Raw genomic sequence first — 14588 nt, 5'->3', positions numbered from 1 at the left:
TGCCTACCAGCGGAGTCCGTCCGCCCACCACCGGTTTTCGCTCAGCCGAGCGGGCCCTCGTCCTTGAGGAAGAGCTCCAGCTGCTCCTGGTGCGGGGCGATGTCGATGCCCTGGCCGTACAGCCAGTCGTCGGAGTAGTACTTGTCGAGGTAGCGGTCACCGGGGTCGCAGATCAGGGTGACGACGCTGCCGTGCTGCCCGGCGGCGCGCATCTCGGCGACGATCCGCAGGGCGCTCCACAGCCCGGTGCCGGTGGAGGCGCCCGCCTTCTTGCCGAGCACCCGCTCCAGCACCCGGATCGCGGCGATCGAGGCGGCGTCGGGGACCTTCATCATCCGGTCGACGGCGCCGGGCACGAAGCTGGGCTCCATCCGGGGGCGGCCGATGCCCTCGATCCGGGAGCCGGTGTCGCAGGTGGCCCCGGGGTCGTGGTCGACCCAGCCCTGGAAGAAGCAGGAGTTCTCCGGGTCGGCTACGCAGATCCGGGTGTCGGCCTGGGTGTAGTGGACGTAGCGGGCCAGGGTGGCGGAGGTGCCGCCGGTGCCGGCGGTGGCGACGATCCAGGCCGGCTCGGGGTGGGGCTCCAGGCGGAGCTGGGCGAAGATCGACTCGGCGATGTTGTTGTTGCCGCGCCAGTCGGTGGCCCGCTCGGCGTAGGTGAACTGGTCCATGTAGTGGCCGCCGGTCCGCTCGGCCAGCTCGGCGGCCGCCTCGTAGACCTCGCAGGCGCTGTCCACCAGGTGGCACTCGCCGCCCTGGAACTCGATCAGGTCGATCTTGGCCTGGCTGGTGCTCTTGGCCATCACCGCGATGAACGGCACGCCGATCAGCCCGGCGAAGTACGCCTCGGAGACGGCGGTGGAGCCGCTGGAGGCCTCGATCACCGGGCGGCCGGGGCGGATCCAGCCGTTGCAGAGCGCGTAGAGGAAGAGCGAGCGGGCGAGGCGGTGCTTGAGGCTGCCGGTCGGGTGGGTGGACTCGTCCTTCAGGTAGAGGTCGATCCCCCAGTCCACCGGGAGCGGGAAGCGCAGCAGGTGGGTGTCGGCCGAGCGGTTGGCGTCGGCCTGCACCTTGCGGACGGCCTCCTTCAGCCAGGCCCGGTACTCCGGGTCGGTGCGGTCCACGTCCAGGGTCTCGATGGCCATCGCGCTGCGCTCCTCGGTGTGACAACTCCCTTGCCTGCCACCGAGTGTAGTGGATGACTACGATAAGTAATCTTATGGGTGGGTCCAGCTTCCGCTTCTCGCACCCGTGCGCGGACGCGGCTGTGCCGCGACCCGTCCCCCTCGACGGATCGCGGCACAGCCTGTCTTCGGTTGGATCAGATGCGGCCCCACAGGGCGGGGACGTTCGGCGGCTCCCAGCCGACCTGGGCCGTGTGGCCCTGGATGCAGCGGTAGCTGACGCCGTTGTAGGTCACCACGTCACCGGCGGCGTAGGTGGTGCCCGCCGCCCAGGTGCCGGAGGAGGTCCCACTGACCGTCAGGCTGTAGGTGGCGGTGCGGCTGACTGTGCCGGCCGCGGTCACCGTGATGCTGTAGGTGCCCGGGGTGGTGGAGGAGCCGACCGCGACCGTCATGGTCGAGGAGGACCCGGTCTGCACCGAGGAGGGGCTGAACGAGACCGTGGTGCCGGCCGGGGCGCCCGAGGCGGAGAGGCTCACCGTCTGGGCCGGGTTGCCGCTGACCGAGACCGTCGAGGTCACCGAGTTGCCCGCGGTGGCGGTGCCACTGGCCGGGCTGAGGGTGACGTTCAGGGTCGGGTCCGGGTTGGTGGTGCCGCCGACCGAGGTCTTCCAGATGGTGTAGGCGACGCCGTCCGCCGAGCGGTCCAGCACGGTGGTGCTGATGTTGGACGTGGTGTCGCAGGCGGAGTGGTAGCAGGAGTCGTACGCCCGGTTCGCGGTGCCGCCCCACTTGGCGGCCTGCGCCGAGGTCTTGGTGGCGCTGGCGCCGGCCGCGTAGCCGGAGGTCGGGATGCCGGCCTGCTGGAAGGAGTAGTCGTCCGAGCGGCCCTGGCCCTCGACGTTCTCCTCCGGCTGGACGCCGAGCGAGTCCCAGTAGGCCTTCATCGGGGCCGAGGTGGCCGAGTTCAGGTTGTTGATGAAGTAGCCGCCGTTGGGCGAGCCCACCATGTCGAAGTTGTAGTAGCCCTTGATGGCGCTGCGCGCCGTGGAGCTCAACTGGCCGACGTAGTGCTTGGAGCCCTGGAGCCCCTGCTCCTCACCGGCCCACCAGGCGAAGCGCACGTGGCGGGTCAGGTTCTGCGGGTTGGCCTGGGCCAGCGCCAGCGCGTTCTCCAGCAGGGTGGCCGAGCCGGAGCCGTTGTCGTTGATCCCGGGGCCGGCCGCGACCGAGTCCAGGTGCGCGCCGAGCATGGTGACCTGGTCGGCGGGGCCACCCGGCCAGTCGGCGATCAGGTTGTTGGAGACGTAGGTGCAGGAGGTGCAGCTCTGCTCGGAGACGGTGTAGCCCGCCGCCTGCAGCTTGGCCTTCACGTACGCCACCGAGGCGGTGTAACCGGCGCTGCCCGCACGGCGGTTGCCGCCGTTCTGGGAGGCGATGGTGTTCAGCTGGGTCAGGTGCGCCTGCACGTTGGCCACGCTGATGTTGGGGATCTGCGGGTCCGGGTTGCCGCCGCCGTTGACCGTCAGCTGGTACTGCGCGGTGTGGGTCGCGGTGCCGGTGCCGGTCACCGTGACGGTGCCGCTGACCGCCGAGCTGGAGGCGGTGACGGTCATGGTCGAGGACGAACCCGACTGCACGGAGGACGGGCTGAAGGAGACCGAGACGCCGGCCGGGGCGGAGGCGGTCAGGTTGACCGTCTGGGCGCTGCCGGAGGTGGTCTGGGTGCTCACCGTGGCGGTCACCGAGGAACCCTTGTCCACCGAGCCGCTGGTCGGGCTCAGCGTCACCGAGAAGTCGCTGCCCGGCTGGGAGGTGCAGGTGACCTCACCGGTCTGGGCCGGGACGCTGACGGCGTCCCAGGCGGCCTTGGCCCGGTTGTAGAAGTTGCAGGTCGGGTCCAGCGTCTTCGCGGCGGACAGGGTCGCCACGCGGTACTTCTTGTAGGTCATGCTGCTGGTCTTGAGCAGCATGCCGCCGTAGAAGACCTTGCCGGCGTTCTGGATGCCGATGCCGGTCACCGAACTGCTGTTGCAGGTGGGGCTGTTGGGCTTGCCGCCGCCCGGGGCGCTGCCCTCGGCCAGCAGGTAGAACCAGTGGTTCAGCGGGCCCGCCGCCGCGTGCTCCTCGGTGTTGGGGATGGAGGAGGAGTAGCAGTTGGGGTTGTTGCTCACCTGCGAGGGGTTGTACATGTTCCGGATCGGCCCGGAGCCGACCAGGTTGATCATCTCGCCGACCAGGTAGTCGGGGGCGTCGTACGGGGCGCTCTGGTTGGCGTACGCCTCGGTGAGCGCGCCCATGATGTCGCCGGTCGCCTCACCCAGGCCGGCCTCGTTGCTGGCCGCGCCGCCGGGGGTGAACTGGTCGAGGCCGTGGCCGAACTCGTGGCCCACCACGTCGATCGAGGCGATCCACTCGTTGGCGTTGTTGTGGCCGATCGAGACCGAGGAGCCGTCCCAGTAGGCGTTGACGTCGTTGAGGCCGACCTTGACCGGCCAGCTGCCGCCGTTGCCGTTGTGCCCGTTGCGACCGAGCCAGTCGCGGAGCATGTCCCATTCCTTCTGCGCCGCGAAGAACACGTCGGCGCAGCCGGTCTCCTTGCTGGTGGAGCTGCCGTTGCCCCAGGTGTCGCTGGACTTGGAGAAGACCTGGCCGGTGGAGTAGTCGGCACAGCTCAGGCCGGGGCGGCTGGGGTCGCGCAGCGAGTAGGTGCTGCCCGAGGCGGTGGTGGTGATGGTCGGCGAGGGGCCGTTCCACTTGCTGTTCGCGGTACCGGCCTTGACGTCGTCGTAGGAGTCGATGACCGCACCCGTACGGGCGTCGACGAAGACGTGCAGACGGCTCGGGGCGGTCTGGGTCCGGCCGTTGACCACCGTCTCCCAGGCCAGCGTGGAGACGCCGTCCTTGACCTTGACCACCAGACGGCCGGCCTCGACGCCGGAGACGGAGGCCAGCTTGGCGCGGGAGGTGGCCTCGGCGGCGGCCGCGGTGACCTCGGCCTTGGTCGAGACGCCGATCGCACCGGACTTGGCGTTCTGGCTGCCGTGCACCCGGCCCTGGGCGTCGGCCAGCACGACGGCGTCGCCGCCGACCACGGGCAGGCCCTTGTAGGTGCGCTGGTAGGCGACGGAGTACAGACCGTTGATCCACGGGGTCACCGAGGAGCGCTGGTACGTCTCGTCCGGGCCCTTGGCCAGGGCGTCGAGACCGGCCGTGGCGGCCTGGTCCGCGGCGGCGACGGCGGTGTTCAGTGCGACGAGTGCGGACTGCGCGGACTGCGCTCCCGACGGCACCGGCTGTGGGGCGGCTCCGGCCTGCCCGGCCGCGGTGGCGGCGAGCATCCCGGCCAGGACGGTCAGGGTGGTGCCCGCCGTCAGCAACTTTCGTTTCATCGAGGCTCCTCGAACGTGGGGGTCCTCGACCACGGACGGCGTGCCAAAGGCACGCCGGGGAGGCCATGTTGGGGCATGGCCATGGGGACGTCCGTGCTCGGGTGCCGGAACACTCACACGTCGTCAGAACGCGGTCAACGGTTGCGGACCGCCCTCGGTGCGGTTGGCAAACTCTGTCAAGCTGCGGGTTCCGCCCAGAGGTCTCGACCACCGGAGGAAGACAGAGGTCGAGACCACGTTCGTGAAGAGGTTGAGACCATCCGATGTACGCGGCGGGCTGCGGAGGAGTACCGTCCTCGATACGCGCACGGACCCGGGGGGAGAACTGCCAGTGCACCGCAGCCGCGCCGCCGAGCTCCCTGACGGAGCGTCAGCACCCCCCGCCGACGGCCCGCCCCCGGTCTCCGCGGCCGCCGCCTGGCAGGCCTTCGGCGCCCGGCTACGGCACTGGCGCCGCCAGGCCGGGCTGACCCAGGCCCAGTTGGCCACCGCGATCGGCTACGACCACACCGCCATCAGCCGCCTGGAGCACGGCACCCGCCGGGCGAACGCCCGACTGGTCCAGCAGTTCGACGAACTCCTGCGCACCGGCGGCGAGTTGACCGAGGCCTTCGGCAAGGCCGAGTGCAGCGAACAGCCCGGCCCCGGCCTGCCCCCGGCCCTGGTCCGCCCGCCCCTCCCCCGCGAGGCCCTCGGCGCCCCGGCCCTGCTCCGCAGCGGCACCCGACGACGCGAGGCCCGTGGCAGCACCCAGGGGCGCGAGGAACTGCGCGCGGCGGAAGGCCACGACCCGTCCGCCGGGCACCGAGGGCCAGTTGCAACCGGGCATCCGAACCCACCCCAGGGCCTCGTCTTCCCCACCGGCCCCGCCCCCGCCCGCCTCCCCGACTACGGCCTGCTCTGTCCGCTGCACGGCGCCGTCGGCTGCACCGTCCCCACCGAACCCCAACTCTCCGCCCTGCACGCCGAGTTCTGCGCCGACCCGGCAGGCCGAACCGGCCTCGACCCGGACACCGCCCACGCCCTGGCCGGCCTGCTCGCCGCCCACCTCAAGGCCGGCGAACGCGCCGCCCGCCCCGAGGTGGCGGCCGCCGTCGAACGCACCCTGCGCGCCGTGCTGGACCGCCTGGCCGTCACCCCCGCCGGCCGCCGCCGCCCACTCGTCCGCCTGGCCGCCGAGTACGCCCACGCCGCCGGCGCGATGCGGATGCAGCACGGCCGCTACGCCACCGCGATGGCCTGCTTCGACCGGGCACTCACCTGGTCCGAACTCGCCGACGACCCGGCCACCCAGGTCGCCGCGCTGAGCGACATGAGCACCCTGGCCCGCCTCGACGGCGACGCCGCCACCGCCCTGGGCTACGCCCGGGAGATCACCCGGGCCGCACCCGGGCGGCACTGGGCCGCCGCGATGGGCCAGGTCGGGCAGGCCCGCGCGTACGCCCTGGCCGGGGACGTCCGGGCCACCGTCCGGCACATCGGCCGGGCCCGGCTGCACCTGGACCACATCGGCGCCCACGACGAGACCGACGCGCCCTGGCTCTCGATCGCCTCCATGCAGCTGCGGGTGGAGTCCGGCGCGGCGGCCGCCCTGCGCGACGTGGCCGCCGCCGTCCAGGACCCGCTGCTCGCCCTCCGCGCGGTGGACGCCGCCCAGCACGCCTTGGACCTGCTGGGAGCCGCCCAACTCCCTTCCACCCGGCTGCTGTTCACCGTCCGGATCGCCGACTGCCACTACTGCGCGCACGATCCGCAGACCGCCGTCTCGCTGCTCGCCCCGGCCCTGGAGGCGGCCGGCCCGGAGCGCCCGAGCCTGCCCGCCCTGGTCGGCCACGAGCTGCGCGGCCTGCGCGACCGGATCGCCGACCGGCCCGAACTGGCCGACACCGCACGCCGCCTGGCCGACCTGGCGGGCTGACCCTCAGGCCGTCAGGGCCTCGCCCTGCCCGGCCGGCTCGGCGCACGCCTCCGCGAGCACGTCCAGCGAGACGCCCAGCGCGTGCGCCAGCGCCGCCACCGTGAAGAACGCCGGGGTCGGCGCCCGGCCGGTCTCGATCTTGCGCAGCGTCTCCGCCGACACTCCGGCCGCCGCCGCGACCTCGACCATGCTGCGCTCACCGCGGGCCTCCCGGAGCAGGGCTCCGAAGCGCTCGCCGCGGGCCCGCTCCTGCGGGCTGAGGGGGACTCTCACCATGACCGTGATACTAATACCGGTATAAGTATTGGGTCCAGTCGACCCACCGTCCCGGGGAGAGGTACGTCCACATGGTCGAGATCAAGACCGATGCCGCACTGGAGCTGATGCGCGAGGCCGGGCGGGTGGTGGCCAACGCACTGGCCGCCGTCCAGGCCGCCGCCGCACCCGGCGTCAGCCTGCTGGAACTCGACGAGGCGGCCCGCACCGTGCTCGACGAGGCCGGGGCCCGCTCCCCCTTCCTCGGCTACCGCCCGGCCTTCGCCCCCACCCCCTTCCCCGCCGTCATCTGCGCCTCCGTCAACGACGCCCTGGTGCACGGCATCCCGACCGCCTACCGGCTGCGCGACGGCGACCTGGTCTCCATCGACTGCGGCGCCGAACTCGACGGCTGGAACGGCGACGCCGCCGTCAGCTTCACCGTCGGCACCCCGCGCCCCGCCGACCTCGCCCTGATCGAGACCACCCGCCGCGCCCTGGAGGCCGGCATCGCCGCCGCCACCGTCGGCCACCGCCTCGGCGACGTCTCGCACGCCATCGGCACCGTCGCCCACGAGGGCGGCTACGGCATGCCCACCGACTTCGGCGGCCACGGCATCGGCCGCCGGATGCACGAGGACCCCCACCTCCCCAACCGCGGCCGCCCCGGCCGGGGCCTGCCGCTGCGCCACGGACTGGTCCTCGCCATCGAGCCCATGCTGATGGCCGGCGGCCGCGACACCCACCGCACCGACCCCGACGGCTGGACCCTGCGCACCACCGACGGCACCCGCGCCGCCCACATCGAGCACACCGTCGCGATCACGGAGAACGGCCCCCGTGTCCTCACCCTGCCCTGAGGGTGCGTCAGCCCCTCCTGACCGACCGGCTACCGCACGACACGGCACTCGACCGCGTCCCGAACGGGGCAGAAGGCGAACGGCTGGTGCCGGCCCCCCGAGAACTCGCCCGTGAACCGGGCCACGGCGAAGGTGACGACCTGTCCGCCGCCCAGCTGCACCGTCCGCGACCGCGCCGGCCAGTACCTGCCGGTCTCGTCGCCCTTGAGCGCGACACCGCCGTCGACCCCGAGGAACGCCGTGAGGTAGGCGGCCCCGTTCTCCTGGAAGGCGAAGAGGTACGGACGCCCTGCGGCCAGTTCGCGGATCGGCGTGAACAGCGAGGTCTCCTGCAGCCTGCCGTCCCGGCGGCGGACCAGCGCCGCCGCGCAGACGTACACGTCGTCGGCCAGCCACACCGCGTACGCGTACCCATGGCCGTCCGAGTCGAGCACCACCATGTTCGACAGCGAGGGGCGCGGGCACCCGGAGGGTCCACCGTCCTCCAGCTCGTCGAGGATCCAGAGGTCCTCCTGCCCCGCGTGCTCGCGCAGCACCACGCGGTTGCGCGTCGGCGAGGGGGAGGGGGTCGGCGACGGCGGCCAGACGACCGGACGCCGGGTGGCCGGCGGACGGTCCTGGCTGCCCGGTACCTCCGCGGCTGTGAGCCCGCAGCCGCCCGACGCCAGCAGTGCCAGCACCCCGAGCCCCGTCACCGCACGGCGAACCGCACGCCTCGTCTCCATCGCGTCCCCCCGGACCGTCCCCGACAGTCCGTCGATCTTGTCACAGGAGCCAGCTGACCACCGAGAGGGTGGCCATCGAGGTCAGGGTGGACCAGAGGACCGCGTCGCGGGCCAGGACCTTGCCCACGCCGTACTCGCGGGCGTAGGTGTAGACGTTCTGCGCGGTCGGGAGGGCGGAGAACAGGGCCACGGTGCGGAGTTGGCCGGCCGGGAGGTGGAGCAGCCAGTGGCCCACCGCGTAGGCGGCGAGCGGCTGGAGGACGGTCTTGAGGGTGACCAGCACGCAGAGCTCGGCGGGTGGGGTGCGGCCCTCGGCCGGGGGGCGGCCGTGCAGCGAGAGGCCGAGGGCGACCAGGGCGGTCGGGACACCCGCGCCGCCCAACAGCTCGCAGCTGCGGGCCAGTTCGACGGGCAGCCGCCAGTGCAGGGCGGAGACCGCGGCGCCCAGGCCGGCGGCCAGCAGGATGGGGTTGCGCAGCGGGAGGGCGAGCAGGTCGCGGACCCGGCGGCCGGACCGCCCGCCCTCGGCGTCCAGCAGAGTGAGCGCCACCGGGGTGACCACCAGCACCTGGAGCAGCACCACCGGCGCGACGAAGGTCGCGTCGCCGAGCACCTGGAGCGCCACCGGGATGCCGAGGTTGGCGGAGTTGACGTACCCGGCGGCCATCCCGCCGACCGTCCGCTCGCCCCGGCCGCGGCCGAACACCACCCCCGCCAGCACCGCGCCGAGCCCCATCATCAGGGCCGTCCCGGCGGCGAAGGCCAGCACCGAGGCGTTGGCGAAGCGCTCCAGCGGGGTGCGGGCGATCATCGTGAACAGGGCGGCGGGCATGGCGACGTGGAACACGAACCGTCCGAGCACCGTCTCCGCGTGCGGCCCCAGCAGCCCGCGCCGGGCGACCAGGTAGCCGACCCCGGTGAGGGCCCAGATCGGGGCGAACGCGGAGAACAGCACGGGACCTCGCTGGTCGGGGTGGTCGGAGCGCTACGCGCGCAGTCAACCAGCCGCCCCGACGCCCCCGACCGGCGGGGTCCCGCCCGGAGCTACTCCGCGTCCGGAATCCGGACCGCCGCGCCGGTGACCCGGACCCGCGGGTCCTCCGCGCTCAGGCCGACCCGGAGCAGACCGGGGCGGCCGAGGTCGTAGCCCTGGTGGAGCGTCAGCTCGGCGTCCGGGGCGGCCTCGCCCACCTCCCGCAGGTACGCGCCGAAGGCGGCGGCCGCAGCGCCGGTGGCCGGGTCCTCGACCACGCCGCCGACCGGGAACGGGTCCCGGACGTGGAAGACGGTCTTGGACTCGCGCCAGACCAGCTGGAGGGTGACCAGCTCGCGCTCCGTCATGAAGCGGGCCAGGCCGTCGAAGTCGTAGTCCAGCGCGGCCAGCCGCTCCCGGGTGGTCACCGCGAGCACCAGGTGCCGGGCCCCGGCGTAGCCGATCCGCGGCGGCAGCGCCGCGTCCAGGTCGCCGCGGGCCCAGCCGAGCAGGGCGAGCGCCTCGTCGACCTCCTCGTCGGTCACCGGGAGCACGTGCGGCTCGACGCTGGTGAGCGTCGCCACCAGCCCGTCCGGCCCCTCGGTCACCGAGACCGGCACCTCGCCGGCGCCGGTGTGCAGCAGCAGCTCGCCGGGGCCGATCCGCTCGGCCAGCGCGACCGCGGTCGCCACGGTGGCGTGGCCGCAGAACGGGACCTCCATCAACGGGCTGAAGTACCGGACCTGGTACTCCCGCTCGCCCTCGCCGCGGAGCAGGAAGGCGGTCTCCGAGTAGCCGAGCTCGGCGGCGATGCCCAGCTGGGTGGCGTCGTCCAGCCCGGTGGCGTCCAGCACCACGCCGGCCGGGTTCCCCCCGGCGGGGTCGGTGGTGAACGCGCTGTATCGGAGCACCTCAGGTGCGGTATCGGTCATGCCCGTGCGAACGTCCGGCACCGTACTCCTGTTCCCGCCCGGACCGGGACGGTGGTCACAACCGGCGGGCGGTCTCCCGGACCTGACGCCCTGCCACCCCGGGTCGGGTCACCCCCGCGTAACCGGATCGCCCCTACCCGGCACCGGGTCGAGATCCACCGGCAAAGCCCCCGTCATGACGGCGGGTCAGGCTGGAGCCACTCCACACGGACTCCCCGGAAGGGACCCCGCCATGAGCGACCTCACCCTGCTCGCCGCCGCCCTCACCGACCTCTACGTCGGCAGCCCCGCCCGCGACACCGGCGCCGGCGCCCCGGCCCGCGTCCCCGGCCACGAGGCCGACCGCCTGGCCGCCCTCCCCCGCGCCGAGCGCCGGTTCCGCCGCACCCCGCGCCGCTCCGTCTTCCGCCGCGCCTGAGCGTCCACCCGCCGCCCGGCGGTGTTCCGCGGGCGCACCATCGCTGGCAGGATCACCCCGGGGGCGTGCGAGAGCCGCGCGGCCACCCACCCGGGGGTTTGCCGCGATGGACACCGAACCAGCACCAGGATCAGCAGCCGAGCACACCGCCCACCGGCTCCGCACCGAACTGCTCGCCGTCGCCTCCGTCCTGTCGACGGGCCGCCCACCGCTGCTGGTCCGCGAATGGACCGACACCCAGGAACTGCACGGCCAAGCCGTCGGGCAGCGGTACTTCGTCCTGGTCGCCGTCGAACGCGGGCCGGGCGCCGAGCAGTTCGACGAGGTGACCACGGCCTTCGCCGCGTCGGGCTGGAAGGCCCACCGCTGGACCGGCCACACCGAGGGCACCGCCTGGGCCAGCGCCAAGCGGGACGGCATCGAGGTGACGGCCCATCAGGGCCGGGGCACCGGCGTGATCACCGTCTCCGCCCACACCCCGGTGGTCTTCGTCCCCGGCCGGGAGAGCCTGCGTCAGCCGCTGCACACCCTCAGCACCGGCACCGGCCTGCTCTGCTCCGACTGCCAGGGCTGGGGCATCTGCCTGATCTGCGAGGGCACCGGCCGCCACCACACCCCCGGACAGATGAGCTACGGCCGCTGCCAGTGCTGGGGCGGCCAGGCCGGACCGGGCCGCTGCGTCGACTGCGCGGGCCAGGGCCGGACCGAGCCGCCCGTCCCGCCGCCCTGGAAGCGCCAGGAGCCCGCGCCCGCCGCATCCCCGGCACCGGCGGAGGCGGTCCCCGCCTCCGCCCTCGACGCCCTGGCCGTGGCTGCCGGACGGCCCTGCACCTGCGGCAGCCTCTCCTGCCACTGGCAACTCGCCCGCACCCGGACCGAGTTGCGGGTCTCCGCCCCCTGCCAGTCCTGCGCCCGCCCCCGCAGCTACACCTTCCCGCTCCCCGCCGCCGCCCGCTGACGGCGCCGGCCCTGCCGCACCTCCAGCACCAGCCACAGGACGGCCACCAGCAGTACTCCCCCGGCCAGCACGGTCCACCCGACCGCCCCGCCGTCGCCCTGCGCCCGAACGGCGGTGATCAGGAGCAAGCCCCCGCACACCACCCCGACAACCGCCACCACCATGTTCGCCCGGTAGATCATCCGACCATCATCGACCACCACCCCGCCCCGCCGTCACCCGCCCCTGCCACACTCCGTCCGTGGACCACCTCATCACCCTCGACCCCACCGGCCGCATGGTCCCCACCGACCGCCCGGCCCTGGAGCACCACGTCACCGCCCTCCTCGCCACCGCCCCCACCGACGCCCGCGAGCTCCGACAGGCAGGCGTCGGCCTCCTCGCCCTCGGCCGACTCCCGGACGCCACTGCCCTGTTGGAGCGGGCCCTCGCCGCGGCCGAAGGCCCGACCCGGGTCGCCGTCCGGATCAACCTCGGCGACGCCCACCGCTACGCCGGCGCCCTCGACGCGGCCGAGCCGCACTACCGCGAGGCCCTCCGCCTGGCCCGCGCCGACCACCCCGGCCTGGTGCACTTCTGCCTCCAGCACCTCGGCAAGCACCGCACCGACCAGGGCCGCCTCGCCGAGGCCCGGACCCTGCTCACCGAAGCTCTGACCCTGCGCCAACTCCTCGGCGACGCCTCCCTGGTGGCCTCCACCGAGGCCGCCCTGCGCGCGGCCGCCGGGCCGGGCTGAGATTCGCCGGCCGGACCGCCGGATTTCACCCGGAGAGCGCTCCACCGCCCTATGCTCCTCCGTCAGTGTCCACGACAAGAGGAGCACCGCATGGCCCACCGCACAGCCCGCCGCACCGGCACCCTGCTCGGCGCCGGCGTCCTCCTGCTCGGGCTCTCCACCGCCATCGCCCGGGCCGACTCGCTCCCCAACCTCCCGCAACGGGCCGGGGGTTACGAGGCGTCGTTCTCCCCCGCGTACGACTACGACACCGACGGCTGCTACGCCGTCGCGGCCATCGCGCCCGACGGCACCCTCAACCCCGGCCTCAAGACCAGCGGCGCGGTGAACGGGAGTTGCCACGACCAGTCCGACCTGGACCGCTCCCAGACCTACGCCCGCTCGAAGTGCAACAACGGCTGGTGCGCGATCGTCTACGCCAGCTACTTCGAGAAGGACCAGACGGTGAGCGGCTGTTGCGGCCACCGGCACGACTGGGAGCACGTCATCTCCTGGGTGAACCAGGCCTCCAACCAGGTCGAGTACCTGACGGTGACCCAGCACAGCGGGCAGTCCACCTACCCGCGCTCCGCGGTCCGCTTCGACGGCACCTACCCCAAGGTGGTCTACCACAAGGACGGCCTCCCGGCCCTGACCCACCTCTTCCGCCTCGCCAACACCAACGACGAGCCCCCGGAGAACCACTACCACTCCTGGCGCCAGCCCTCGATCGTCGACTGGAACGGCTGGCCCAGCACCGAGCTGCGCGACCGCCTCAACAACGCCGACTTCGGCGCGGCCACCATCAAGACCACCGACAAGGACGACCGCTTCCGCAACCTGCTGAACGCCTCCAAGCCCGCCGGCATCCCCTTCGACCCCTGGCCCTGACGCCGGGCCCTGTGGTTAAGATCCACTGACGGGGCGTCAGTAAGGACACCCCGCTCCGAGACGGGGGTTGTCATGCGCGTGAAGGGTTTCGACCACCTGGTGCTGAACGTCGGGGACGTGGAGCGTTCGCTGGCGTTCTACACGGAGACGCTCGGCCTGGAGGGCGTGCGGGTGGAGGAGTGGCGGGCCGGGAAGGTGTCGTTCCCGTCCGTCCGGGTCTCCGAGGGCACGATCATCGACCTGTTCGCCCGCCCGCGGGAGGCGTCCAACGTGGACCACTTCTGTCTGGTGGTCGACCCGCTGGACTGGCAGGAGGTGATCGACTCCGGCGCCCTCGACGTGATCGACGGCCCGGACGGCCGTTTCGGCGCCCGGGGCGACGCCCAGTCGGTCTACCTGAAGGACCCGGACGGCAACACCGTCGAGCTGCGCTGGTACCCGCAGGACGTCGACGCGTAGGGGCTCTCTCCTTGATGGGCCCGGGGCCGCGCCGCCGGGGCACGCACCCTCCTTGCCCGCCGACGGGCAGGAGGGGCCCTCCGACGACGCGGCCCCACGCGGCGGAGCCGCAGGGTGTCACAGCCGACCCCATCAAGGAGACAGCCCCTAACCCGGACGCGGCGCTGCCGTGGCGGCCCGGAACGGGCGGTGGTCTGCTGAATCCCGGCAGACCACCACCCGGCCCGAGAGGACCCCGCCGTGCCCTCCGCTCCCCTGATCGTGATCACCGGCGCCAGCTCCGGCATCGGCGCGGCCACCGCCCGCCGGATGTCCGCCCTGGGCCACCCGCTGCTCCTGCTGGCCCGTCGGCTGGACCGCCTCGAGGCGCTCGGCCTGCCGGACGCCCTCTGCCGCAAGGTCGACGTCACGGACCGTCAGGCCCTGGACGCGGCCGTCCGCGAGGCCGAGGAGGCGTACGGCCCGGCCGACGCGATCGTCAACAACGCCGGGGCGATGCTGCTCGGCCGGATCGCCGACCAGGACCCGGACGAGTGGGAGCGGATGATCGACCTCAACGTGAAGGGCGTGCTGTACGGCATCCACGCCGTGCTGCCGGGCATGGTGGCCCGGGGCCGCGGCACGATCGTCAACATCAGCTCGGTCGCCGGTCGCAAGACCTTCCCGAACCACACCGCGTACGTGGGCACCAAGTTCGCGGTGCACGCCATGTCGGAGAACCTGCGCGAGGAGCTGGCCCCCAGCGGGGTCCGGGTGGTGGTGATCGCCCCCGGCGCGGTCGAGACGGAGCTGCTCTCGCACACCACCGACGACCGGATCAAGCAGGACTACCAGGCCTGGAAGGAGTCGGCCGGCGGGGCGCTCGACCCGGAGGCGGTGGCCCAGGCGGTCGCGTACGCGTACGGGCAGCCGCCGCAGGTGACGGTCCGGGAGATCGTGCTCGCCGCCACCGGCCAGCAGGGCTGAAC

At 73.3% G+C, this 14588-nt stretch carries 15 protein-coding genes; 8 read left to right on the top strand and 7 right to left on the bottom strand.

The window, feature by feature from the left end:
- Positions 1-41 precede the first annotated feature (41 nt).
- Positions 42-1145, bottom strand: coding sequence for a PLP-dependent cysteine synthase family protein (locus ABD946_RS34025; RefSeq protein WP_345289520.1), 1104 nt, complete (start codon positions 1143-1145; stop codon positions 42-44).
- A 176-nt stretch (positions 1146-1321) separates the two neighbouring features.
- Positions 1322-4516 carry a M28 family peptidase gene (locus ABD946_RS34020; protein WP_345289519.1) on the bottom strand — a complete coding sequence of 1065 codons (3195 nt, stop codon included), beginning with the start codon at positions 4514-4516 and terminating at the stop codon, positions 1322-1324.
- Between the two features lie 331 nt (positions 4517-4847).
- Between ABD946_RS34020 and ABD946_RS34015 the strand changes: the two genes are divergently transcribed.
- Positions 4848-6434: a helix-turn-helix domain-containing protein gene (locus tag ABD946_RS34015; RefSeq protein WP_345289517.1), complete on the top strand. Its 1587-nt coding sequence runs from the start codon at positions 4848-4850 to the stop codon at positions 6432-6434.
- Between the two features lie 3 nt (positions 6435-6437).
- Here the strand turns inward: ABD946_RS34015 and ABD946_RS34010 are convergent, their stop codons facing one another.
- Positions 6438-6710: a helix-turn-helix domain-containing protein gene (locus ABD946_RS34010; RefSeq protein ID WP_345289516.1), complete on the bottom strand. Its 273-nt coding sequence runs from the start codon at positions 6708-6710 to the stop codon at positions 6438-6440.
- A 71-nt stretch (positions 6711-6781) separates the two neighbouring features.
- On the opposite strand from ABD946_RS34010, the gene map reads away from it, so the two are divergent.
- Positions 6782-7549, top strand: a complete 768-nt coding sequence (map, locus tag ABD946_RS34005) for a type I methionyl aminopeptidase (protein WP_345289515.1) — start codon at positions 6782-6784, stop codon at positions 7547-7549.
- Between the two features lie 29 nt (positions 7550-7578).
- Here the strand turns inward: map and ABD946_RS34000 are convergent, their stop codons facing one another.
- The 3 genes from ABD946_RS34000 to ABD946_RS33990 all read right to left on the bottom strand — a co-directional run bounded on the left by ABD946_RS34000 (position 7579) and on the right by ABD946_RS33990 (position 10179).
- On the bottom strand, positions 7579-8274 hold the full coding sequence (locus ABD946_RS34000) for a hypothetical protein (protein ID WP_345289514.1): 696 nt from the start codon (positions 8272-8274) through the stop codon (positions 7579-7581).
- A gap of 40 nt (positions 8275-8314) precedes the next feature.
- A complete protein-coding gene (locus ABD946_RS33995) occupies positions 8315-9229 on the bottom strand; it encodes an AEC family transporter (protein ID WP_345289513.1) in 915 nt (304 codons plus the stop codon).
- Positions 9230-9318: 89 nt separating this feature from the next.
- Positions 9319-10179 (bottom strand): PhzF family phenazine biosynthesis protein, encoded by an 861-nt coding sequence (locus ABD946_RS33990; RefSeq protein WP_345289512.1) that lies wholly within the window; start codon positions 10177-10179, stop codon positions 9319-9321.
- A 232-nt stretch (positions 10180-10411) separates the two neighbouring features.
- Between ABD946_RS33990 and ABD946_RS33985 the strand changes: the two genes are divergently transcribed.
- The gene (locus ABD946_RS33985) at positions 10412-10597 is read left to right on the top strand and encodes a hypothetical protein (protein WP_345289510.1); all 186 of its coding nucleotides are present in this window, start codon (positions 10412-10414) and stop codon (positions 10595-10597) included.
- Between the two features lie 106 nt (positions 10598-10703).
- Complete coding sequence (locus tag ABD946_RS33980; RefSeq protein WP_345289509.1) at positions 10704-11555, top strand: hypothetical protein; 852 nt, start codon at positions 10704-10706, stop codon at positions 11553-11555.
- Here ABD946_RS33980 and ABD946_RS33975 read toward each other — a convergent pair.
- Positions 11522-11737 carry a hypothetical protein gene (locus ABD946_RS33975; protein WP_345289508.1) on the bottom strand — a complete coding sequence of 72 codons (216 nt, stop codon included), beginning with the start codon at positions 11735-11737 and terminating at the stop codon, positions 11522-11524. The genes ABD946_RS33980 and ABD946_RS33975 overlap by 34 nt on opposite strands.
- 59 nt (positions 11738-11796) lie before the next feature.
- On the opposite strand from ABD946_RS33975, the gene ABD946_RS33970 reads away from it, so the two are divergent.
- The 4 genes from ABD946_RS33970 to ABD946_RS33955 all read left to right on the top strand — a co-directional run bounded on the left by ABD946_RS33970 (position 11797) and on the right by ABD946_RS33955 (position 14586).
- On the top strand, positions 11797-12291 hold the full coding sequence (locus ABD946_RS33970) for a tetratricopeptide repeat protein (protein WP_345289507.1): 495 nt from the start codon (positions 11797-11799) through the stop codon (positions 12289-12291).
- A gap of 51 nt (positions 12292-12342) precedes the next feature.
- The gene (locus tag ABD946_RS33965) at positions 12343-13161 is read left to right on the top strand and encodes an NPP1 family protein (protein ID WP_380148718.1); all 819 of its coding nucleotides are present in this window, start codon (positions 12343-12345) and stop codon (positions 13159-13161) included.
- 72 nt (positions 13162-13233) lie between these two features.
- On the top strand, positions 13234-13620 hold the full coding sequence (locus ABD946_RS33960; RefSeq protein ID WP_345289504.1) for a VOC family protein: 387 nt from the start codon (positions 13234-13236) through the stop codon (positions 13618-13620).
- 240 nt (positions 13621-13860) lie between these two features.
- A complete protein-coding gene (locus ABD946_RS33955) occupies positions 13861-14586 on the top strand; it encodes an SDR family oxidoreductase (RefSeq protein ID WP_345289503.1) in 726 nt (241 codons plus the stop codon).
- Positions 14587-14588 lie beyond the last annotated feature (2 nt).

This window comes from Kitasatospora albolonga (assembly GCF_039535905.1).
Classification (GTDB): Bacteria; Actinomycetota; Actinomycetes; order Streptomycetales; family Streptomycetaceae; genus Kitasatospora; species Kitasatospora albolonga.
Note: the sequence above shows the minus strand (reverse complement) of the source record. Positions and strands in the feature narration are given on the sequence as shown.